Annotated in this window: 21 protein-coding genes; 9 read left to right on the forward strand and 12 right to left on the reverse strand. The window is 60.4% G+C overall.

Annotated elements, in window-relative coordinates; all coding sequences use genetic code 11:
• Nucleotides 1–32: 32 nt before the first annotated feature.
• The 11 genes from J1C52_RS11525 to J1C52_RS11575 form a co-directional block, all read right to left on the reverse strand.
• On the reverse strand, nt 33–1,013 hold the full coding sequence (locus J1C52_RS11525; protein WP_227428090.1) for a C4-dicarboxylate TRAP transporter substrate-binding protein: 981 nt from the start codon (nt 1,011–1,013) through the stop codon (nt 33–35).
• 321 nt (nt 1,014–1,334) lie between these two features.
• Nucleotides 1,335–2,933: a GMC family oxidoreductase gene (locus J1C52_RS11530; protein ID WP_227428091.1), complete on the reverse strand. Its 1,599-nt coding sequence runs from the start codon at nt 2,931–2,933 to the stop codon at nt 1,335–1,337.
• 9 nt (nt 2,934–2,942) lie between these two features.
• Complete coding sequence (locus tag J1C52_RS11535; RefSeq protein WP_227428092.1) at nt 2,943–3,620, reverse strand: TetR/AcrR family transcriptional regulator; 678 nt, start codon at nt 3,618–3,620, stop codon at nt 2,943–2,945.
• A 28-nt stretch (nt 3,621–3,648) separates the two neighbouring features.
• Nucleotides 3,649–4,500, reverse strand: coding sequence for a carbohydrate ABC transporter permease (locus tag J1C52_RS11540; RefSeq protein ID WP_227428093.1), 852 nt, complete (start codon nt 4,498–4,500; stop codon nt 3,649–3,651).
• Complete coding sequence (locus tag J1C52_RS11545) at nt 4,500–5,426, reverse strand: carbohydrate ABC transporter permease (protein WP_227428094.1); 927 nt, start codon at nt 5,424–5,426, stop codon at nt 4,500–4,502. The genes J1C52_RS11540 and J1C52_RS11545 overlap by 1 nt, the downstream gene beginning before the upstream one ends.
• A gap of 59 nt (nt 5,427–5,485) precedes the next feature.
• Entirely contained in the window at nt 5,486–6,718 is a 1,233-nt protein-coding gene (locus J1C52_RS11550) for an ABC transporter substrate-binding protein (RefSeq protein ID WP_227428095.1), read from the reverse strand.
• 138 nt (nt 6,719–6,856) lie between these two features.
• A complete protein-coding gene (locus J1C52_RS11555; RefSeq protein WP_227428096.1) occupies nt 6,857–7,333 on the reverse strand; it encodes a MaoC family dehydratase in 477 nt (158 codons plus the stop codon).
• Nucleotides 7,330–8,457: an ABC transporter ATP-binding protein gene (locus J1C52_RS11560; RefSeq protein WP_227428097.1), complete on the reverse strand. Its 1,128-nt coding sequence runs from the start codon at nt 8,455–8,457 to the stop codon at nt 7,330–7,332. The genes J1C52_RS11555 and J1C52_RS11560 overlap by 4 nt, the downstream gene beginning before the upstream one ends.
• A 30-nt stretch (nt 8,458–8,487) precedes the next feature.
• Nucleotides 8,488–9,987 carry an aldehyde dehydrogenase family protein gene (locus J1C52_RS11565; RefSeq protein WP_227428098.1) on the reverse strand — a complete coding sequence of 500 codons (1,500 nt, stop codon included), beginning with the start codon at nt 9,985–9,987 and terminating at the stop codon, nt 8,488–8,490.
• Nucleotides 9,980–11,539: a CoA-transferase gene (locus tag J1C52_RS11570; RefSeq protein ID WP_370633262.1), complete on the reverse strand. Its 1,560-nt coding sequence runs from the start codon at nt 11,537–11,539 to the stop codon at nt 9,980–9,982. The genes J1C52_RS11565 and J1C52_RS11570 overlap by 8 nt, the downstream gene beginning before the upstream one ends.
• A gap of 121 nt (nt 11,540–11,660) precedes the next feature.
• Nucleotides 11,661–12,479 carry an aldo/keto reductase gene (locus J1C52_RS11575; RefSeq protein ID WP_227428100.1) on the reverse strand — a complete coding sequence of 273 codons (819 nt, stop codon included), beginning with the start codon at nt 12,477–12,479 and terminating at the stop codon, nt 11,661–11,663.
• A 114-nt stretch (nt 12,480–12,593) separates the two neighbouring features.
• Here J1C52_RS11575 and J1C52_RS11580 point away from each other — a divergent pair, with 114 nt between their 5' ends.
• The 4 genes from J1C52_RS11580 to J1C52_RS11595 are packed head-to-tail and all read left to right on the forward strand — an operon-like array spanning nt 12,594 to nt 15,719.
• Nucleotides 12,594–12,905 (forward strand): Dabb family protein, encoded by a 312-nt coding sequence (locus J1C52_RS11580; RefSeq protein ID WP_227428101.1) that lies wholly within the window; start codon nt 12,594–12,596, stop codon nt 12,903–12,905.
• 30 nt (nt 12,906–12,935) lie between these two features.
• The gene (locus J1C52_RS11585; RefSeq protein WP_227428102.1) at nt 12,936–13,706 is read left to right on the forward strand and encodes a 3-ketoacyl-ACP reductase; all 771 of its coding nucleotides are present in this window, start codon (nt 12,936–12,938) and stop codon (nt 13,704–13,706) included.
• A gap of 10 nt (nt 13,707–13,716) precedes the next feature.
• A complete protein-coding gene (locus tag J1C52_RS11590) occupies nt 13,717–14,868 on the forward strand; it encodes a dihydrodipicolinate synthase family protein (protein WP_227428103.1) in 1,152 nt (383 codons plus the stop codon).
• A gap of 2 nt (nt 14,869–14,870) precedes the next feature.
• A complete protein-coding gene (locus J1C52_RS11595) occupies nt 14,871–15,719 on the forward strand; it encodes a sugar phosphate isomerase/epimerase family protein (RefSeq protein WP_227428104.1) in 849 nt (282 codons plus the stop codon).
• 229 nt (nt 15,720–15,948) lie between these two features.
• On the opposite strand, the gene J1C52_RS11600 is transcribed toward J1C52_RS11595, so the two are convergent.
• On the reverse strand, nt 15,949–16,554 hold the full coding sequence (locus J1C52_RS11600; RefSeq protein WP_370633263.1) for a GntR family transcriptional regulator: 606 nt from the start codon (nt 16,552–16,554) through the stop codon (nt 15,949–15,951).
• Nucleotides 16,555–16,720: 166 nt separating this feature from the next.
• Here J1C52_RS11600 and J1C52_RS11605 point away from each other — a divergent pair, with 166 nt between their 5' ends.
• From J1C52_RS11605 to J1C52_RS11625, 5 genes are read left to right on the forward strand one after another with little or no spacing between them, the layout of a single operon-like run.
• Complete coding sequence (locus J1C52_RS11605; RefSeq protein WP_227428106.1) at nt 16,721–17,512, forward strand: citryl-CoA lyase; 792 nt, start codon at nt 16,721–16,723, stop codon at nt 17,510–17,512.
• Nucleotides 17,509–18,813 (forward strand): phenylacetate--CoA ligase family protein, encoded by a 1,305-nt coding sequence (locus tag J1C52_RS11610; protein ID WP_227428107.1) that lies wholly within the window; start codon nt 17,509–17,511, stop codon nt 18,811–18,813. Before J1C52_RS11605 ends, J1C52_RS11610 begins: the two co-directional genes overlap by 4 nt.
• Nucleotides 18,814–18,860: 47 nt before the next feature.
• Complete coding sequence (locus J1C52_RS11615) at nt 18,861–19,916, forward strand: C4-dicarboxylate TRAP transporter substrate-binding protein (RefSeq protein WP_227428108.1); 1,056 nt, start codon at nt 18,861–18,863, stop codon at nt 19,914–19,916.
• 23 nt (nt 19,917–19,939) lie between these two features.
• Nucleotides 19,940–20,488: a TRAP transporter small permease gene (locus tag J1C52_RS11620; protein ID WP_227428109.1), complete on the forward strand. Its 549-nt coding sequence runs from the start codon at nt 19,940–19,942 to the stop codon at nt 20,486–20,488.
• 33 nt (nt 20,489–20,521) lie between these two features.
• The gene (locus J1C52_RS11625) at nt 20,522–21,865 is read left to right on the forward strand and encodes a TRAP transporter large permease (RefSeq protein WP_227428110.1); all 1,344 of its coding nucleotides are present in this window, start codon (nt 20,522–20,524) and stop codon (nt 21,863–21,865) included.
• Nucleotides 21,866–22,006 lie beyond the last annotated feature (141 nt).

The raw sequence follows: 22,006 nt of genomic DNA on the forward strand, positions 1-22,006 counted from the left end.
ACAGGCGTGGCCGGGCTGCGCATGGGGCAAGATCAGTTGCCCCGGATCTTTTCAAGTTCCGCCCCGATAACGGCGCGAATATCGTCATCCCATGCCGGGAATTCGGTGTAGACGCTGGCCGTAAGCTCGCTGAAGGCGGCGGTATCGGCTTCGACAAAGGTCACACCCTCGGCTTCAAGCAGGGCGCGATATTCCTCGTCAAGCTTGATCAGGTTCTCGGTGTTCGAAATCGCCCCGGCGGCAAATTCCTCGTCCACGATCGCCTGCTGCTCGGGCGTCATCTGGTCCCAGACAGACGGCGAGATGTAGATGCCCACGCTGCCAAGGAAGTGCTTCGTCATCGACATGACATTGGCGACTTCATAGATCTTGGTCGAATACATGGTCAGGATCGAGCCTTCCAACCCTTCCACGACGCCCTGCTGAACCCCGGAATAGGTTTCAGTGAAGGGGATCGCCTGCGGAGATGCCCCCATCGCCGCCAACGTGCTGATGAAGATCTGGCTACCCGGCACCCGGATTTTCATGCCTTCAAGGTCGGCAGGCGTGACGATGGGTTTGTTCGTGATCATGTGGCGGAAGCCGAACATGTAATCGGCATTGATGATCTTGATGCCCTGCTCTTCGGCCTGTGCGGTCAGATCGGCGACCAGGTCGGTGTCCATCATCGCGAGGTATTCATCATAGCTGTCATACAGCATCGGGCCGGCCAAGGCGCCGAAATTCGGGACGTAATCGCCGACATAGGTCAGGTCTTCAACCGCGATCCAGTTCGCGCCGTTGACGACCTGCTCGAGGTTGTCCTTGTAGGTCGGCAACTGGCCACCCGGAAAGACCTGAATATCGACATCGCCATTGGTGCGTTCGCGAATTCGGTCGGTAACCTTGATGAGCTCTTGCGTCAGAAGTTCCGTTTCCTGAAAGATCAAGCTCATGTTGATCTGGATTTCATTGGCGGCAGCCCCCTGCACACCAAGCACCGCCGCGAAGGTCGCAGCTGTAAGTCGTTTCATCATCTGGGTTTCCTCTCTGTCTTGGCACGGGCCGCCTACCATAGGGCAACCGATCCGCGATGCTGACCGGGCAACTGAAACAGGCGCGCCGGTCGTCATGGCTTTTTAATAATGGTCGTCATTGTGCGCAGAGGGGTCTGCATCCTGACCGAACCAGACGGATGAACGCGGCATAAGCTGCATTTCCATCGCTTCCTCAGCGCCCTCTTCCTCCCAAGGCTGAGTTTCGAAGAAATTGCACCGATGCGCAAGACGCAACTGGACCGTTTCCGTGAGGGAACAGCGGAGTGCAGGGCACCACAGCCAATGCCAGCGACGGGCCTAGCCTTGCGCGATCAGGTCACTGGCTTTTTCCGCCAACATGGCGGTCGGGGCATTGGTGTTCGATCCCGGCAGGCTGGGAAAGACACTGCTGTCACAGATGCGTATCCCCTCGAAACCGCGAAGTTTCAGATCGGTTTGCACCACGCTGCCCGCATCGGACCCCATGCGGCATGTGCCGACCGGATGGTAACTGGTGCGGCAATGCTGGCGGACGAAATCCCGCAACTCCGTCTCGGAGCGGATCGCTGCATCCGGCAAAACCACGCGGCGAATATACTTCGCCAACGCCGGTTGCGACAGGATTTCCAGCCCGGTTTTCAGCCCCTGAACGGTTGTTTCCAAGTCCTCGTCGTGGCCCATGAAATTGGGGTCGATCAAGGGCGCGGCAGCAGGATCGGCAGAAGCAAGCCTGACCATGCCGCGCGCCTTTGGGCGCAGACCATAGCAATTAAGCGTGATGCCCGAACGCCCCGGCGGCACACCTGCAACACCATCTTCGGCGGCAGCGCCCGCCAAGAAATGGTATTGCAAATCGGGAATGGACAAGCCCGGCCGCGAATACCAGAACAGCCCCCCTTCGACGACATTGCTGGCGACAGGCCCGCTTCGGAAAAGCGCGTATTGCAACCCTGCCCATGCGGCCAAGTGCGGCTTGCGGTATTTGTCGAGGCTTTCATGCCCGCGCAGTTCCGCCACGATGTCGATATTGACATGGTCGGACAGGTTCAAACCCACGCCGGGTATATCCGCCAGAACCTTGATCCCGAGCGATTTGAGATGTTCGGCGGGGCCAATCCCGGAGAGCATCAGCAGCTTGGGCGACCCGATCGCGCCCGCCGTGACGATGACCTCGCACCCGGCATGGACAGTTCTGATCTTGCCACGGTGCCGGAACTCGACCCCTGTGGCGCGTAAGCCGTCAAAAACCAATCGGCGGGAAGCCGCTCCTGTCAGGACCGTCAGGTTCTTGCGGTGACGCACCGGCGCCAGATAGCCCCGCGCCGCCGAACAACGCCGCCCATCCACGACATTGACCTGATAGTAACCTGCCCCCGCCTGTGTCGCGCCGTTGAAATCATGGTTGAAGGGAATGCCATATTGCTGGCACGCCATCACGAAAGCACGTGTCATGGGCTGAGGATTGGCGATATTCGACACGCCCAGCGGCCCGTCGGTGCCGTGCCACGCATCTGCTAGTGCCGTGTTGCCCTCGGAGCGCAGGAAATAAGGCTGCACATCGTTGAACGACCAGCCGTCACAGCCTTCTTGCTGCGCCCAGCGATCGTAGTCGGCAGGCACGCCGCGGGTGAATACCTCTGCGTTCACAGAACTCCCGCCGCCAAGCACGCGGCCTTGTGCGTAGGGGATACGGCGGTTGCCCGCATGTACCTGCGGTTCGGTCCTGTAGCCCCATGTCATGCCACTGCCGGTCATCTTGGCAAAGCCAACAGGCATGTGGATATAAGGATGCCAATCCGATTGGCCCGCTTCCAGCAACAGGACAGCGTTGGTAGCGACCGCGCTCAGCCGCGCGGCAAGAACGCACCCGGCTGTTCCGCCGCCGATGATGATATGGCTGTAATCCGGTTCTGGCATGGGGTTTCGTCACTCTCGTCGAGCGATCTCTTCCTTCGACATGATGGCGCGCAAGACGAAGTCCACGATGAAGGCACGCCGCGTCTTGAGGGCCGTGTCCGTCATGTGGTCGTAATTGTAGATTTGCGAATTGGTGAAACGGTTGTTGAGGTAGTAGAACCCAAGCGCCGCGATGGAATTGTTCAGCTGAAGGGCATCGATACCGGGTCGGATCGTGCCTTGGGCCACACCTTGGCGCAGGATGGCTTCGACTCGTTTCAAAAGCACGCTGGTACGGCCTTTGACGATACCTGACTTGTCCAAATAAACCGCACCAAGCAGGTTTTCCTGGTTCACCAGCGCGATGAATTCCGGGTTCGCGACGAAGTAATCCCAAGTCGCCTCGACCAATTTTCGCAACGCGTCGAGCGGAGCCAGATCTTCCAGTGGCAACGCCTCTTCCATCTTACGTATCCCAAGATAGGCGTCTTCCAGAACGGCGATATACAGATCCTCTTTCGAGCCGAAATAGTGATAGATCATCTTCTTGTTCAGCCCAGTCGGCTCCGCGATCCCTTCGATCCCGGCAAGTGCAAACCCCTTCTCCGCGAATTCACGTTTCGCCGATGCCAACAGATCGGCCTTTGCCTGATCTGCATTGCGTCCCTTGCGCCGAATACGGGGCTTTTTCGCGGTTAGCTCTGTCATCAACTTTTCCTCGCTGGGTTACGGGTGCTCAGCCCTTGCTGGCACCCAGCGTCAGGCCCGCGATGAAGTGTTTTTGCATCGCGAAGAACATCATGACGGGAGGAAGTGCTGCAATCAACGACCCAGCGGCCAGAAGGTTGAACGAGGAAATGAATTGTCCCTTGAGCGTTGTCAGCCCCAAGGTAATGGGTCGCAGTTCATCGGACTGGATCAGGATGAGCGGCCAGAAGAAATCGTTCCAGATGAAGGTGAATTGCAGAACCGCCAGCGCGGCCAGCGCCGGTCGCACCAGCGGTACGATGATATGGATCAGGATCTTCCACTCGCTGACCCCTTCTGCGCGTGCGGCTTCGACAAGCTCAAACGGCAGTTCGGCGATGAAATTGCGCATGAAGAAGGTGCAAAACCCGGTCTGGAACGCGATCTGGAACAGGATGACGCCGAGGTAACTGTCATAGACACCCAGATCGAGCGTCAGTTGCCGCACCGGGATCATCAAGATCTGGAAGGGGACGAAATTGCCAGCGATGAACAACGCCAGCAAGAAAAAGCGGCCCCGGAACCGGTAAAGCGCAAGGCCTGCTCCTGCGAGCGTGGACAGAAACAGCGCGCCGATGATCGACGGGATGGTGATGATGAAGCTGTTGAGCAGGTAGACCCCGATGGAGGATGATCCGAACACGGCGGCGAAATTCTCGAAAAACACCCATTCGGTCGGGATGCCCCAGTAATTGCCATAGTTCAGATCGGACAGCGACCGCCCCGCCGTGGCGATGATGGCAATCATCGGCAACAGCCAGACCACCAGCGACACCGGAAGTGCCACCTTGTACATCACCTGCCGCGCGCGCGTGGTTTCTTGGATCGGACGGGGAAACATCAACGGGTTCCTTTCTCGTTGTTCCACAAGCGCATCAGGAACCAGACGATGTAGACGTTCATGATCAGAAACAGGACTGTCGCGATCGAAGAGGCATAGCCCATCCGGTATCTGAAGATCGCGTTGTCATACATGTAATAGGCCAGCACGTTGGACGAGTTATAGGGACCGCCCTCTGTCATGACGGCAACAAGGTCGAACGAGCGCAGCGCACCGATAATGGTAACGACCAGAGCGATGAAGGTGGCCGCGCGCAGCTGTGGCAGCACGATCTTGACCAGCAATTGCCAGCCTTTTGCCCCGTCCAGCCGGGCCGCCTCGATCACTTCGGGGTTCACGCTGTTCAGGCCGGTCAGATACAGGATCATGCAATAAGCGGTTTGCGGCCAAAGCCCGGCAAGGATGATCCCGAAGGTTGCAAGGGTCTCATCCGACAGGATCGGGGGCATATCCAGTCCGATCGGCTCCAGAACCGTGGCCAGCAACCCGAAGGCCGGGTCGTAGAACCACGCGAAGATGATCCCGACCACGATCTGCGACACCACGAACGGGAAAAAGAAAAGCGATTTGACAAGCCGGATGCCGAAGACGGTCTGGTTCAGGAACAGCGCAACAAACAGCCCGAAAACGGGGGCCAGCAGGAAGAGGACGAGCCAGTAGACATTGTTCATCAACGAGGTCCAGAACACGGCATCGTTGAACAGCATCCGGTAATTGTTCAAACCGACCCAAGTTTTAGGACCGATCCCTTGCCATTGCGTGAAAGACAACCCGATGGACTGGATGATCGGGTAGATCACAAACAGGGAAAACATCGCAAAAGCAGGTGCGATAAAGGCAAGCGGCATCAGAAGCAGTTTATGCTTGCGGAAAAACGACGTGGTCATCCGCGTTCGCTGTGCCGGCATCATGGGCAGGTCGGCCATATCGGTGTCCTTGGCTGAAGATGGACCGGCGCGGGCTGCGCCGGTCCCGGCGCTCTGGCTTAGAGCGCTCCGTAGATTCGGGCGCGTTCGGCCTCGATCTGCTCCAGAATGCGGTCAAGCCGGTCGGGGTTTTGCAGGAACTCCTGAAAGCCCTGCATTGCCACCTTGGCAAGCGCGGGATCGGTGTCGCGGTCGAAGAACTGCATGATCCCGTCGGCCTTGCTAAGCTGGGCGAAACCGCCTTGCGCGAAGCGGTCATCCTTCACCGAGGCATTCACATTCGGCGGCAGCATGTCCAGCGTCGCCGCCGTGCGCGTCTGCACATCGGCTTGCGCTGCGAAGGCAAGGAACAGCCGCGCATCTTCCTTGTTCTTGGCGTTGACCGGGATGTGGAAACTGTCGGTCGGCGCGTCTTCGTAAATGCCGACATCGGAATCAATGATCGGGAACGGGAACCACTCGACCTGAGCGCGCACATCCTCGGGGAACATGGAAACGATGAACGGCGCCAGCAGATACATCGCGGCATTGCCTTGGTTCATGAAGGGAAGCGCTTCCTGGAACGAATAGGCCGGGTGGTTCTCGATATAGAAATCGGCCTCGACCAGCTCGCCCCATTTCTCGAACACGGCCCTGACGCGCGGGTCGGTATAGGCAACCTTGCCATCCATCAGCTCGGCATGGAACTCGACCCCGTTCACCCGCAGGTTCAGGAAGTCGAACCAACCCGCTGCCGGCCACAGGTTCTTCGTGCCGATGGTGACGGGCGTGATGCCTGCCGCGTTCAGCTGCTCGCCAACGGCCTTGAACTCTTCCCAAGTGGTGGGCGTTTCGGTGATACCTGCCTGCTCGAACAGGTCCTTGCGATAGTAGAACCCCCAGGCGTAATAAGCATATGGCACGCCATATTGCTTGCCATCGACCGAAGACGCACCGACCACGGCAGGCATTTTCTCATAAAGACCTTCGGCTTCCCAAACGTCAGAGACATCTTCGAAAAGGCCCAGATCGACAAAGACCTTCATGCGGTTACCCGCGTTCCAGGTGATAAGATCGGGCGCATCCGACACGAGGAAATTGCGCATAGCAACCTTGAAGGCCTCGTGGTCATACAGGTTGAACTTCACGTCAATCTCTGGATAGGCCGCCTCGAATTCGGCGATCAGGTTTTCCATCGCAAGCTTTTGCGCCGGGTCTGACGTGTTGGCATTCATCACCAGATCGCGGGCCGAAGCCGAGGTCGCGAAAGCCGCAAGAGCGACCGCGCATACCGCTGATTTGAAGAGTTTCATGTTCCTCCCTTTCCTTCAGAAATGGCCGCGTGTCGCGGACCATGTGGACGGCCCTTGGGGCCAGTTTCCGCCCGCTCCTTCGGGCACGCGTCGCTTGTCTTGTTACTCACTGGTGAGTTACCAGAAAGCGAAACCTCCTCACCCTCGGGCCCGGCGCATCAGCAGCGCATTGCGCCCGCATTGCACCGTCACGCCCGACTGGTTGTACACATCGAACGCCAGTTGCACGATCCCCCTGTCCCCCGCAGAGGTCAGGCGCATTTGGTCGACCGTTATCGTGGCCCCGATGCTGTCGCCCGCCACGATCGGTGCCTTGAAGGACCAATCGCTCCACCCCAAAGAAGCCACGGCCTGCAGCTGCGCTTCCGCGCGGTTCTTCAACCCGTCGACAAGGCAAAGCCCCAACAAGCCGTGCGCGATGCGGCCCGGAAAGCCTTGGGCGCGCGCAAACTCGTCATCCATATGCACATCGAAGAAATCGCCGGACATGCCCGCAAAGGCCACGATATGCGCCTCTGTGACAGTGATGCGGCTGGTCGCGAAACTGTCGCCGACGCGCAAATCGTCGTAGAAATACTTGCCCGCGGCCAGGTGCGATGAGCCGGACGTGCTCATGCCGCCGCATCCCGCAAACGGATTGCCCCGGCAGATGTGCTCAGCGTCTGTCCCGCATCGTCGAAGAGATGGCAGTAGGCATCGTTGATGGATGCCGTCACCACCATGCCCGAATGCGGCGGGCGTTCGCTTTCGGCTTTCAGGATCAACTCTTGACCCGCATTCGTCTTGCCATAGGCATAGGCGATCCCGCCAAGGTTTTCGACCACGTCGATACGAACCTCCAGGCCCGGTCCTTCGGGCGTTCCCAAGAAATGCTCTGGTCGGATACCGACCGTCACGTTTTGACCGACCTGCACTTGGGCGGTGCGGCGCAAGGGAACGCGCAGAATATGGTCGGGGGCATCGGGGACAGCGACCTGCACCTCTATGCCGCTGACACCCGTCACCTGCCCTTGCAGGAAATTCATCTGCGGCGAGCCTATGAACCCTGCCACGAAGCGGTTGTCGGGCGCGGTATACAGATCCAGCGGAGAGCCGATCTGCTCGATCAACCCGTCGCGCAGCACGACGATCTTGTCGGCCATGGTCATGGCTTCGACCTGGTCGTGGGTCACATAGATCATCGTCGCGCCGATCTCGTTATGCAGCTTCGACAATTCGACCCGCATCTGCACCCGCAACTCGGCATCCAAGTTCGACAAGGGTTCATCGAACAGGAACACTTTCGGCGCGCGCACAATCGCGCGCCCGATCGCCACGCGCTGGCGCTGCCCGCCCGACATGTCCTTGGGTTTTCGGTCCAGCAAATGTGTGATCTGCAGGATCTCGGCGGCACGGCGCACGCGTTTGTCCACTTCGGCACGCGGGGCTTTGGCCATGCGCAGGGCAAAGCTCATGTTCTCGGCAACCGTCATGTGCGGATAAAGCGCGTAGGATTGGAACACCATCGCGGTGCCCCGATCCGAGGCCTCGACATCGCTCATGTCCTCGTCCCCGATCAGCAATTGGCCAGAGGTGATCTTTTCCAGCCCGCAGATCATCCGCAGCAAGGTGGACTTGCCACAACCGGACGGCCCGACGAACACCACGAATTCGCCATGCCGCGCTTCCAGATCGACACCCTTGATGACATCGACCGCGCCAAAGGATTTGCGCACATTCTTCAACACGACATCAGCCATATGCCTGCCCCTTGTGTTCGCCTGTCATGGTCATGCGCCCTCCACCCATCGCTCGGTTTGCTCTCCAACCTTGAGATGGACCGATTTCAGTTCGGTATATTCCTCGATTCCATAGCGGCCGGTTTCGCGCCCGTTGCCGGATTGCTTGAAGCCGCCCAGCGGCAATTCCGGATAGCCCTCCAGCGCGGCATTGACCCAGACCCGCCCGGCCCGGATACGCCGCGAACAGCTGAGCGCCTTGGTCAGGTCATTGGTCCAGACATAGGCGGCAAGGCCATATTCAGTGTCATTGGCAAGCCGGATCGCGTCTTCGAGCCTTTCGAAGGACATGACGGACAAGACCGGGCCGAAGATCTCTTCGCGCGCGACGCGCATGTCGGGTGTGACATCGGCCAGCACGGTCGGTGGGAAAAACAGGCCCGCATTGTGCCCCGGCTCTCCGCCGCAGACCAGACGCGCGCCGCTGGCCAGCCCGTCGCGGACCATCTGAGCAATCCGGTCGAATTGGGCGCGGTTGATGATCGCGCCGATCCGCGACGCCGGGTCGAAAGGATCGCCCATCTGCACCTGCTGCAAGCGCTGTGCGATCCGGTTCTGGAACTCATCGGCAATCGACGCCTGAACCAGCAGCCGTGACCCGGCGATACAGCATTCGCCCATGTTGACGGTTGCCGCCTTGATTACCCCGTCCACGGCGGCATCCAGATCGCAATCGGCAAAAACCACCGAGGGCGATTTCCCGCCCAATTCAAGGGACAGTTTCTTGATATTGCCCGCAGAAGCCGCGATGGCCGCGCGCCCCACCCGGGTCGAGCCGGTGAAGGCGACCATATCGACATCGTGGCTGTCCAGAATGGTCTGCCCGACCGGATCGCCAAGGCCGGACAGGATATTGCACACCCCATCTGGAAGGCCCGCATCCTTCAGGTAGCGGCCCAGCATCAGCGCCGTGCCAGAAGTGAACTCGCTTGGCTTGACCACCGCAGAGCAACCGGCGGCCAGTGCGAAAGGCAAGCGTTCGGACAAGATCAGGAACGGGTAATTCCACGGTGTAATGATGCCCACCACGCCGATCGGTTCTCGCAGGACCAGCCCCAACATCGACGCGCCCAGGGTATTCAGACTGTCCCCATGCAAGGCGCGCGCGGCACCGGCGGCGTAATCCCAAAGCTCTGCCGAGAACAGGATTTCGCCACGCGCCGCCTCGAACGGCTTGGAGGTTTCAAGCGCCTCGACCAGCGCCAACTCGTCAGCATCGCGGCGGATCATGCGCGCGACCTCTTGCAGCAGCCGCGCGCGATCGCCGCCATAGGAAAACGCCCACGTCCCGGCATCAAAGCTTTCGCGGGCCGCCGTGATCGCAGCCTTTGCATCGGTCCGTGTAGAGGCCGGGTAATAGCTGACGATCTTGCCATGCGCAGGGCTTTCGCGCGGGATAGTATCGCCGTGTTCCGCACCGACAAAGCGCCCTGCTATGAAGTTCTGGAAGCTGTTGGGTGCGTCGAAAACGCGTTGTGCCCGGTCAAGCATGTGCCGCCCCTTCTGGCAGCAGGCCGACAGGCCCGGCACTGCTCGGGTCTGTGACAAAACAGCTTGCATCCATTTGGGCCAGATCGGGCGAAATCGCGGGGACGAAAGCCATTTGGTCAAGGATCTGGCTTTGCAGATCGACCCCTGGTGCGATTTCAACCAGCGTTACGCCCTGTTCCGTCAGCCGGAACACGGCGCGTTCGGTGATATACATGATCGGCTTTCCTTGCTTCAGGGCACAGTGCCCGCAAAAGGTCACCTCGCGCACCTGCTTCACGAATTTCGGAATGCTGCCCTCGCGGTTGACGTTCAGACGCCCGGCATCGACCTGCACGGCAAGGCCGCTGGCCGCGAAAGTGCCGCAAAAGACCACCGCCTTGGCCCCTTGCGAAATGTCGACGAAACCGCCGGGCCCGACGACATCCTGACCCAGCCGCGAGACGTTGACATTGCCACTGGCGTCAATCTCTCCCGCGCCCAGAAACGCGATATCGACGCCACCACCGCTATAGAAATCGAACTGGTCGGTCGAGCGCATGATTGCACTCGGAAAGGCCGCAGCCCCGAACAATGCCCCGTCAATGAGTTGGCCATTATGGATGCCCTGCTCGACCGTCAGCCAGATGCCCTGAAGCCGGTCCTGCTCGGACAGGATTGCCGCGATACCGCCGGGAATGCCGAAGCCGAAATTGACCGACTGGCCCGCCCGGATTTCCGCCGCTGCGCGCCGCGCGATAACCGCGCGCGCACCCGTTGGCAGCGACAGACCCGCGAATTTGCCCTTGGGTGCTTCTGCGGCACCGGGAAACCCGGCAAGGCTCAGCTCATAGCCGCCGGCATGGGTTTGCGGCTGTTCGGCATCCACGACGACCTGATCGACGAAGATACCCGGAATCTGCACCAGCCGCGCCGGACAAGCACTGTCGGCACGTATCTCTCGCACCTGCGCCACAACACGGCCGCCCGCATTCTTCGCACTGAGCGCGACGGCATAGGCATCCAGATCGCCCGCTTCTTCAGCACAGGAAAGATTGCCCTGCGCGTCGCAATAGGTGCCGCGCACAATGGCAAGATCGGGGTGCAATGGCAGGTAGCGAACATACTCCTCGCCCCCAAGGATAACGATCTCGCTGAGCGGGTCGGCTGCGCGTGCGGCGCTATTGGCCGCGCCGCCACCATTGCGCGGATCGTAGGCCGTGTTCAGCCCGGTGCGCGTGACAAGGCCGGGCCGCTTCGCCCCAGATTCGCGCAACAGGGTGGAAATCACACCTGCGGGCAGTGTGAAGGCTTCGATCAGGTTGTTCCGAGCAAGCGCCTGCATCCGCGGGGACCATGACCAATGGCCGCCGATCACGCGGCGCACCATGCCCTCATGCGCGAAGCGGTTTACGCCGCGCACGGACCCGTCCCCCACCCCCAGCGCATGAACAAGTACCAGATCGCGCGGATGGCCGGTTTTCAGAAAGCGCGCTTCGAGCGCGGCAAAGACCGCATCAGCTTCAAGCATCCCGCCGCCATTGCCCGTGATCGCGATCATATCACCGTCGCGCACGCACTGAGCCGCTTCATATGGCGAGACTTCAAACAAGCCGACCTCCATTGATCGCTTTATTCACTCACTAGAGAGTTACTTATATTTGATCCGCTGTCAACACGCTTGTGACAGCACAATCTCAATCCCATGTCGGGGCGTATGGAACCACTTCGGCATTGCTGATGCGGTAATTCGTGGATGTCAGCGCCGAGATCGTGTCCATTTCATCCGGCGTGAGCGCGAAATCCATGATGTCGAAATTGGCGCGGATGTTTTCAGGCCGGGTGGACATGGTGTTCATCGTCACACCTCGCTGCAAGATCCAGCGCAATGTGACCTGCGCAGCGCTTTTGCCGTATCCAGCCCCGATTTCAGCAAGGACCGGGTATTTGAAGATTTCGCCGCGCGCGATAGAGCAATAGGAAGAGAGCGGTATCCCTGTTTCTTGCGACGCCGCAAGCAGCTTGTCCTGTTTCAACAAAGGATGAAATTCGACCTGGTTCACCGCGAGCGGCACATCCAGCGCACGCACAGCACGGTGCATCATTGCGACCGTGTAGTTCGACACGCCGATATGCCGCGCTAAACCTGCACGGTGAGCTTTCTGCAACAGGTCAAGAGACGGCTCTACCGGGTCGTCGCCCGGCGGCCAATGCAGCAATAGAACGTCAATGGCATCCAGCCGCAGATCGCGCAAGCTCTGCTCGACCGAAGGCAGGAAACGTTCTGCCGTCATATTCTCGGGGTGCACTTTCGTAGTCACCAGAAGCGCGTCACGCGAGACGTCCGTGTCCGCCAGAGCGGCACCAAGCTCTGCTTCGTTGCCATACCATTGCGCGGTATCAAAGGCGCGGTATCCTATCTCGATCGCGTCGCGGACGGCGGCATACAGTCTCTCTCCTCGAAGCGGATATGTGCCGAAGCCCCGCTGAAAGACCCCCTCGCTGTAGACAGACATCCCTCACCCCTATTTTCGGACAGGTCAATTTATTACTTGATAACTCACTCTCTGGTGAGTTATCAAGTATTCATTCGGAACACCCATGAAAATGAAAGCGCCAGGAACCAGCCCATGATCCGACATATGGTATTTCTGAACTACGCGGAGGACATGGCGCAGGACATGAAAGACGCGATCCTTCGCGATCTGGCTGCCTTGCAGACAGAGATTGACGGCATCGAAGCCTTCCACGCGCACGCTAACATGTCGCCGGAAACGCATTTTATTCATGGGTTTACGGAAGTGTTCTGGTTCGACTTTCGGGATGCGGGCGTGCGCGACGCCTATCTTGCCAATGACACGCACACGGCCATCGGTCGCCGCATCATGGCAGGTCTGAATGACGACCCGAACCGGATCTTCGTCTGCGATGTCGCGCTTTAGTCCCCCGCCCTACCAAGTCAGGAAAGCCTCATGACCCGACCCGTGGCCCTTGTTACCGGGGCAAGCCGAGGGATCGGCCGCGCCATTGCACTGGATCTTGCGCGTCACGGCTTTGACATAGCCGCCAATGACCTTGCCCCAGACTCCGCGCTGCACGCGCTTGTGGCCGAAATTTCCGCGCTGGGCGCGCGCGCTGTTGCAGTTCCTTTCGATGTCAGTGATCTGTCCGCGCACGAGGCGGCGCTGTCGCGGATAGCGTCGGAATTGGGACCACTCACGACCCTCGTGAACAATGCCGGCGTGGGTGTCATGCAACGAGGCGACCCTCTGAATGTCAGCGAAGCCAGTTTCGACCGTTGCATGGCGATCAACGCCAAGGCGTTGTTTTTCCTATGCCAAGCCTTCGCACGGCATGTGCTGGCAAACCCGCAAGCCACCGCGCACCCGCGCGCGATCATCAACATCACCTCTTCCAACGCGACGGCAGCGGCAGCACCACGCGCGGAGTACTGCGCCTCGAAGGCGGCGGCGGCGATGGTTTCCAAGTGCTTTGCCGTCCGCCTTGGGCGAGAAGGCATCGCGGTTTACGATGTGCAGCCCGGATTGATCGAAACCGAAATGACCGCGGCCGTCATTGACAGTTACAAGCAGCGCGCCGCGGATGGGCTGTGCCTGTTCCCGTGGGTCGGGCAACCGGCTGATGTGGCGGGCGTTGTCGCGACACTGGCCACCAACAAGCTTCCCTACACCACGGGGCATGTCATCTCTGTCGATGGTGGAATGCTCTTGCCCCGTTTCTGAAAGTTTCGCCATGAAAATCGCCCTGCCCGACACCCGCGCCCAGCTTGTGGATTATCATCTGGTGGGCCAGCCGGTCGCCCCTGCCCCGCTTTCGCCAGACAGCGCGCGGGTGGTGTATTCGGCGGCCCATGTCGTCCGCGATCCCTTTGCGGATGGCGACATCACGGGTCAGCCCGCACTCGACTGGGACGCAACCCTGGCCTTTCGCGGTCATCTGGCAAGCTTGGGTCTGGGCATAGCCGAGGCGATGGACACCGCGCAGCGCGGCATGGGGTTGGACTGGCCCACGGCGCTAGAGCTGATCCGGCGCACGAAATCGGCCTTTCCGAAAGCTCGCGTGGCCAATGGTTGCGGCACCGATCACCTGCCTCCGGTAGAAGCCCGCACACTGGCCGAGGTCACCGCCGCTTACCTGACCCAGGTGGACGCGATCCAGGCCGCAGGTGGGCGCATTATCCTTATGGCCAGCCGAGCGCTGGCCAAGGTCGCGCGCGACGCAGATGATTACAAAGCGGTCTACCGCGACGTTCTGGCGGCCTGCGACGAGCCAGTCATCCTGCACTGGCTAGGCGACATGTTCGATCCGGCCTTGAGCGGGTATTGGGGCACGTCAGACTTTTCCACTGCGCGCAACACCGTTCTGGAGATCATCCAAGAACACCAGGCCAAGATCGACGGAATCAAGATATCGCTGCTCGATGCGCAAAAGGAAATCGAGATGCGCCGCCGCCTGCCCGACAGCGTGCGCATGTACACGGGCGATGACTTCAACTACCCGGAATTGATTGCCGGCGACGCGCAGGGTTTCAGCCACGCGCTTTTGGGGATTTTCGACCCATTGGCCGCGCACGCCGCGAATGCCGTCCGCAGCTTGGATGCGGGCGACATGGCCGCGTTTCGGGCGGCACTGGACCCGACGGTTCCGCTCGCACGCCACATCTTTCGTGCACCGACGCAATACTACAAGACCGGGGTCGTTTTTCTTGCTTGGCTGAACGGACATCAGGACCATTTCAAGATGATCGGTGGTGCAGAGGCGATGCGCTCTTTGCCATATTTCGTGGATTGCTTCCGCCTTGCGGATCGCTGCGGTGCCTTGGCCAATCCCGAGCTTGCGGTCGAGCGTATGGGCATCCTGCTTCACGGCTACGGGGTCCGGTAGCGATGCGCGACTTTTCCGCCGATACCTCCGCCCTTGCTCTCAACACCGCGACACTGGGGCATAATCTGGACGGTTATGGTGCGGGCTGGCCATTGGAACGGGTGATCGACGCCTGTGCCGCGCATGGCTTTGGCAGTATCGTGTTCTGGCAGCGCGAAATCGGCACTCGGGCGGTCGAGATCGGCAATCGCGTGCGGGCCGCCGGACTAGACGTGGCGGGCCTTTGCCGAACGCCGTATCTTGTCGGCCGCGACCGTCCCGACACATGGCTTGAAGAGACGCGCGCCAGCATCGAGATGGCCGCTGCCTTGGGCGCCCCTGTGCTGACCGTTGTCAGCGGCGGCACGGAACCGGGGACCAAGGGGGTCGCCGAGACGCAGAAGATCCTCGCCGAGCGCCTGTCGCAGGTCGTTGAACATGCCGCCGCTTGCAACGTTCGCTTGGCGGTGGAGCCGCTGAACCCGATGTTCGGCGGCAATCGGACCTGCCTGATGACGGTGCAGGACGCGGTCAAGCTGTGCGATCTGATAGGCCATGACGCATTGGGCATCGCGGTCGACGTCTACCATGTCTGGTGGGATACAGCCCTGAAAGATGCTTGCGCAAAAGCCGGGTCGCGCCTTGTCGGGTTCCATTTATGCGATTGGCTGGAAAACACCACCGACATGCTGCTTGACCGTGGCATGATGGGTGATGGGGTGGCGGACCTGAAAGCGATCCGCCGCGCGGTCGAGGGAGCGGGGTATTCCGGCCCCTGCGAAGTCGAGATTTTCTCTCGCAAGACCTGGTGGGAGATGGACCCCGAGACGGTGCTTCGAGTGATCTCAGAGCGCTTCAGATCGGTGTGCTGACGAATTCGGCGATGCAAACGTGGTCAGCGCCATGGTTGGCTCGACCTTCTGTATCAACGCAAAGCTCAGCGTTCACCCCCATCGGATACACGTCCACAGCATTCCAAGCAGCTTTGATCGCGTTTTTGGTCGTTATACCCTCTGCAATGGCAAGAACTTCGCCCAATCGCCAAACACGACACGGGCTATCCTCAGCTGACGACCAAAGGCAGTTCCGGCAAACACGTATCTAGGCTTGGGATAGTTGAAGTGCGCGTAGCAAGTGTTCCCGCATCAAACGATCCGCGCGATCCGGATCGCATTCCAGAATCGCGTCCGCGATATGCCGGTGTTCTTCGACGGACCGCGCCATGGCTTCGCCGCCCAACGCACGACCGACCTGTCCCATGATCATATGCAGGTGAAACTGGCCGCATATGCTGGCAAGTTGTTGGTTATCCGCCGCGACCAGAATAGCCTGATGAAACCCGGAATTTTCATCTAGGTAGCGTCCGCCATCGACGCGAGGTTGCTCCTCCCAGATGGCGGCAATGTCGGCTTTGAACCGGGCTTTGACAGCCGGATCCGACATTCTACTGGCCGCCAGACGCGCGGCCAGCCCCTCCAATTCGGAGCGGATCTGGAAAAGTTCAAGCACATCGCGCTGTGACATTTGCCGGACAATCGCGCCGCGATTGGGCACGATGTCGATCAGACCGTCCGATTCCAGACGGCTGAAAGCTTGCCGGAGCGTGCCCCGGCTGACCTGAAATTCTTCTGTAAGATCAGCCTCTATCAGCCTTTGGCCGGGCGCGAAGCGACGCGTCATCAACCCGGTTCGCAGCGCATCTGCCACACGGTCCACGGCGCTTTCGCTGCGCCTGCGAGAAGAGTTCAGAAAATTCATATCGCGATTTTAAGATGAAACTGTGCCCTTGACAATGCCCTGTCGAACAGTATCGTCTAGCAAAATTGTTCGACAATACTGTTCGACACAATTGTTGGCGCAAGGAGAGAGTGCAATGATGATCGGCAAGGCAACGGCTGCGCGCAGTTCGATTTGCGATGCGGATGCAAGCTCTATCCGGGTTCATGGGCACAGTCTGACCGAAGACCTGATGGGGGTGAAAACCTTCACCGATTTCTTCTTTCTGTCGGTCACAGGACAGATGCCGACGAATCAACAGCGTTATTTTCTGGACGTGTTGCTGATCTCGATCGCGGAACACGGGCTGACGCCGAATGCCCAGGCCGCGCGCATGACGTTGGCTGCCGGGCCTGATGCGCTGCAGGGAGCCTTGGCGGCGGGCATTCTGGGGTGCGGGACGGTCATTCTTGGTGCGGCGGAAGACTGTGGCAAGTTGCTGACAGAGGCAAAGGCCCGCTGCGATGAAGGGACACCGCGCGCAGAAGCTGCCCGGGCCCTTGTGGCCGAGGCGGCAGCCGAAAAGCGCCACCTGCCCGGCTTTGGCCATCCCTTGCACAAGCCTGAAGACCCGCGCACCACGCGCATTCTTTCTTTGACCAAGGAACGCGGTGTCGCTGGCGCGCATTGCGCCATGGCAGAAGAACTTGCAGCCGCCGTGACCGAAGCGCGCGGCAAGCCGCTGACGATGAATGTTTCAATGGCGATTGCCGCCGTGCTGCTGGACCTCGATTTCCCTGCCACGATGATAAAGGGCGTGCCGCTTCTGGCGCGCGCGGCGGGCCTGCTGGGACATCTGGCGGAAGAGCAGAAGCACCCGATCGGCTTTTTGCTGGCGGGCAAAGCCGCAGAGGCAATCGAGTATGTGCCCGAAGGAGCCGACACATGAACATTATCGAGCACAAGGGGATCGGTGACGCTGCCGATATATCCGACGACGCAGCCTTTCAGGCGCAGATCGCCTATCTTCTGACAAACTCGGAATTCTATCGCGGCCGCCTGAACGACGCAGGGATCACCCATGCGTCACAGATCGGCGGGCTATCCGATTTAGCCACCTTGCCTTTCACGGAAAAGAACGACCTTCGCGCCAGCCGGACAGACGAACGCCCGCTTGGCACGCAGCTTGCTTGCGCCGAAAGCGACATCGCGCGCATTTATTCCACCTCCGGCACGACCGGCACGCCCAGTTTCATTCCGCTGACCGCGCGCGATGTGCAGGATTGGGTCACGATCTCGTCGCGCAGCTACTCTGCCTCGGGTGTATCCGCGGGCGACCGGGTTATCTCCAGCTACAATGCAGGCCCGTTCGTTGCGGGCGCCGCCTTGGGGTCATTCGACCGATTGGGGCTGTGCCACATCCCGGTCGGCACCGGCAATACCGAGCGGCTGGTCACGGCCATTCAGAAGCTGCGCGCGGATGCCGTGGTGGTCACACCCTCTTACGCTCTGCATCTGATCGAATGGGCGGCCGAGCGCGGCATCGACCTTGCGCAATCCAGCGTCCAGCGCGTGATGGTCGCGGGCGAGCCGGGCGGTGGAGAGCCTGAAATGCGGGCGACGCTCGAAGCGGGCTGGGGCGCGAAAGTGACCGAAGCCATGGGGATCGGGGACATTGCCGTGTCGCTTTGGGGGGAATGCGAGCACCAGAAGGGTATGCATTTCGGCGGCGCGGGCTTTGTCCATGTCGAGTTGATCGACCCTGACAGCGGGGCCACACTGCCCATGGAGGACGGCGCGGAAGGCGAACTTGTCTATACGCATCTGCGCCAGCAGGCCGCCCCGCTTCTGCGTTTCCGCAGCCGCGACCATGTGCGCGTGACCACGTCGCCCTGCCCTTGCGGTCGCCACAACCTTCGGGTGCGCTGCATCGGTCGCACCGATGACATGCTGATCGTGCGCGGGGTGAACGTGTTCCCGACCGCAATTCGGGAAGTGGTGTCAGACTTCACGCCTGACGTCTCCGGCGTGATCCTGATTACACCAACCAGCGACGGCGCAAAGCAAGAGCCGCCCCTGCCGGTGAAGGTCGAGATGGCACCGGGCAAAGCCGCGTCAGACGATCTGGCCAAACGGATAGAGGCCGCGCTGCGCGCGAAGCTCGTGTTCCGGGCGGCAATCGAACTGGTGCCGCATGGCAGCCTGCCGCGCAGCCAATACAAATCGAAGCTCATCCAGCGAGCGACGTAAGACCGGATCGGGAGAGCCGGAAAACCAACCAAAGGGAGGAGAGACCAATGACCAGACTTCGCTTGACGGTATCCGCCACCGCCTTGGCCGCGCTGACCGCGGTCAGCGCACAGGCCCAGACCACCATCCGCTACGCGGAATACGGCCCCGACCGGGGCGTGCGCGCCGAGGCGATCAAGTATTTCGCCGAGCAGATCGCAGAGCGCTCGAACGGTTCGATCACGCTCGACATCACTTGGGGCGGCGCGCTGGTCAGCGGGCGCGATGTCATGCGCAGCGTTGAATCCGGCTTCGTGGATGCGGGCACCTTCGTCCCGTCATGGGAGCCGAACATGCTGCATCTGTATGAAGTGGGCGACCTGCCCATGGGCTCTGCCGATCCGTGGGTTGCGATGCGCGCCATGTATGACACGGCCACCACCAACGAAGCCCTGATCAACGAATTCGCGGAACATAACGCGGTCTACCTGATGCAGTTCAACACAGGCCCGGTGCAACTGATCTGCCGCGAACCCATCGATGAAGTGTCCGATTTCGAAGGCAAGCGCATTCGTGCCGTGGGCCCCTATATCGAAGCCTTCACCAGCCTTGGTGCCGAGATCGTGTCTTTCCCCGCCATCGAGGTGTATCAGGCGCTCGACAGCGGCCTGATGGATTGCAGCCAGGTTTATTGGAGCAACGTGACCGCCTACCGCCTGCATGAAGTGGCAAGCCACTTGGTGCAGATGGATTTCGGCCAGATGCTTGGGCTTGTCGGGGTCATGAACCTTGGCCTTTGGGAAGATCTGAGCGCGGAAGAGCAGCAGCTCATGCGTGAGGTCGGACGCGACACGACCGATTTTCTGGCCAATGCGCTGATGTCCTTGGGCGACGAGGTGAAAGCCCAGATGGAAGCCGGCATTGACGGCCACATGGTTTCCGTCGCAACGCCCCCCGCAGAAGTGATGGAAGTCGTCACCTCGCGGGCCGACGATCTGACGGCGCATTGGCTAGAGGCGACGGCGGCCAAGGGGCTGGCAGGTCAGGACGTGCTGGACCAGTTCCTTGCCGCGCAGACCGACCTTGCGGCGGTCCGTGACGCCAACGGCTACCCCTGGAACTAACCTGACAACCGGAGGCAGGCCCGATGGATGACGACGCGGCCATACCGCATAAGCGTCCTGACGGCGCTGGCTTTGTAGACCGTGCCTTGCACGTGGTAGAAACCGCCGCGATTGGGCTTGCGATGGCCGCAATCGCCTTCGCGGCGGCCTTGCTCTTTACCTCTGTTCTGGCGCGAACGTTCCTGGGCACGTCCATCCCGGATGACGTGGTGTTGGCAGAAAACCTGATGCCGCTGATCGTAACCCTGCCCTTGGCCTATGTCGCAGCCCGCCGCGGACATATCGAGGTCGAGGTCTTCACGAACTTCCTGCCGTTTCGGACCCGCACGGCCCTGACCCTCTGCGGCAACCTCATTGGCCTGTTGTTGTTCGGGTTGATCGCCTGGAGCGCGTTCAATGTTGCGCTTAGCGATTTTCAGCGCGGTCGCTTCTACGAGGGGGTGCTGCAGATCCCGCAATGGCCTGCAAAGGCGTTCTTCGTTGCGGGGCTGGCGCTACTCAGTGCCCGTCTGGTGCTGAACACGGCGCAAGACCTTGCCACTTTGGTGAAAGGAGGCCGCAATGCTGGCTGATCACTCCACGATGTCCGGATTGGGGCTGCGATAATGGACCCTGTTACGCTTGGCGTCCTCGGGATGGTGACGGCGTTGGTGTTGCTGGCGTTGCGTGTGCCGGTGGCCTATGCGCTGGGGGCGGCGGCCCTTGGCGGGATATTCTGCTTTTTCGCCTTTCCGGCCGCGGGCGGGTTCAACCCGGACCGGGCGATGCGGCCGGTCTTCTCTTTCCTCGCCTCCGACCCCTATTCTCTACTGCATTCCTACCCGCTCATCATGGCACCGCTGTTCATAGGAATGGGCCATGTCGCGCACCGCGCCGGGTTCACCACCGACCTGTTCTACGCGATCCGCATCTGGTTGCCGTCGGTCCCCGGCAATCTGGCGATTGCATCGGTCATGGGCTGCGGCGGGTTTTCCGCAATCACCGGAACTTCTGTCGCCTGCGCCGCGGCGATGGGGCGCATCGCGGTCCCCGAAATGCTGAAATTTGGCTATTCCAAGTCCTTGGCGGCCTCTTGCGTGGCGGCGGGCGGCACTTTGGGCTCGCTCATTCCGCCATCGCTTTTGCTGGTGTTGTATGGCGTCTTTACCGAGCAATCCGTCAGCCTGCTGTTTCTTGCGGGGGTGCTGCCGGGTCTGGCGACGGTCGTGGCCTATGTGGGTGTTGTCTGGGCATGGGTAAAGCTCAACCCGGAAGCGGCCCCGGTCACAGATGACCGCCCAAGCCAAGCAGAGCGCGTCACGGCACTAAAGCGCGCATGGCCGTTTTTCACCCTGTTCTTCCTGATCGTGGGGGGCATCTATTTCGGGCTGTTCACACCGACCGAGGCGGCCGCCGTCGCCTTCATGGTCGCGGTAATCCTTGGCGTGGTCACGAAACGCCTGTCACTTGCGGGCTTCGTCGACGCCTTGCGTGAAAGCGCCTATCAAACCGCTGCTGTTTTCGCCATCGCCATCGCCGCCAAGATGCTTCTATCTTTCGTTGCCCTGACAGGCGTAACGAACGCGCTTCTGGCCTGGATCGAGGCTGCGGACCTGTCGGTCTTCGTGGTCATGGCGGCGATCGTTCTGCTCTATATCGTGCTGGGGACATTCCTCGACCCGATCGGGATCATCTTGCTGACCATTCCGCTGACCGTCCCGATCGTGGAATCTTACGGCATGAGCCTGATCTGGTTCGGCATCGTGGTCATCAAACTGCTGGAAATCGGCCTAATCACGCCACCCATAGGGTTGAATGTTTTTGTCATCAAAAGCGTGGTGGGCAAAGCCGTCCCCCTAGAGGCCATCTTCAAAGGCGTGCTGGTCTTCCTGGCTGCCGACATCCTGATCTTGTGGCTGCTCTTCCAATTCCCCGGCTTTGCCTTGCTCCTGCCCAACAGCGCCTTCTAGGCAAAGAGCCGCGATAGGGTCGTTGAACATGGCAAAGCGCCGCAAACTGAACCGCTCCGGTTTCGCCGGAGACTGTTGAGTTCGTATTTCAAGCTGCAATTTTGTCTGACTTCAAGGCCTCCTTATATTTCTCCTCGGCTT

Origin of the sequence: Roseibaca sp. Y0-43, assembly GCF_020667835.1 — a bacterium.
GTDB lineage: Bacteria > Pseudomonadota > Alphaproteobacteria > Rhodobacterales > Rhodobacteraceae > Roseinatronobacter.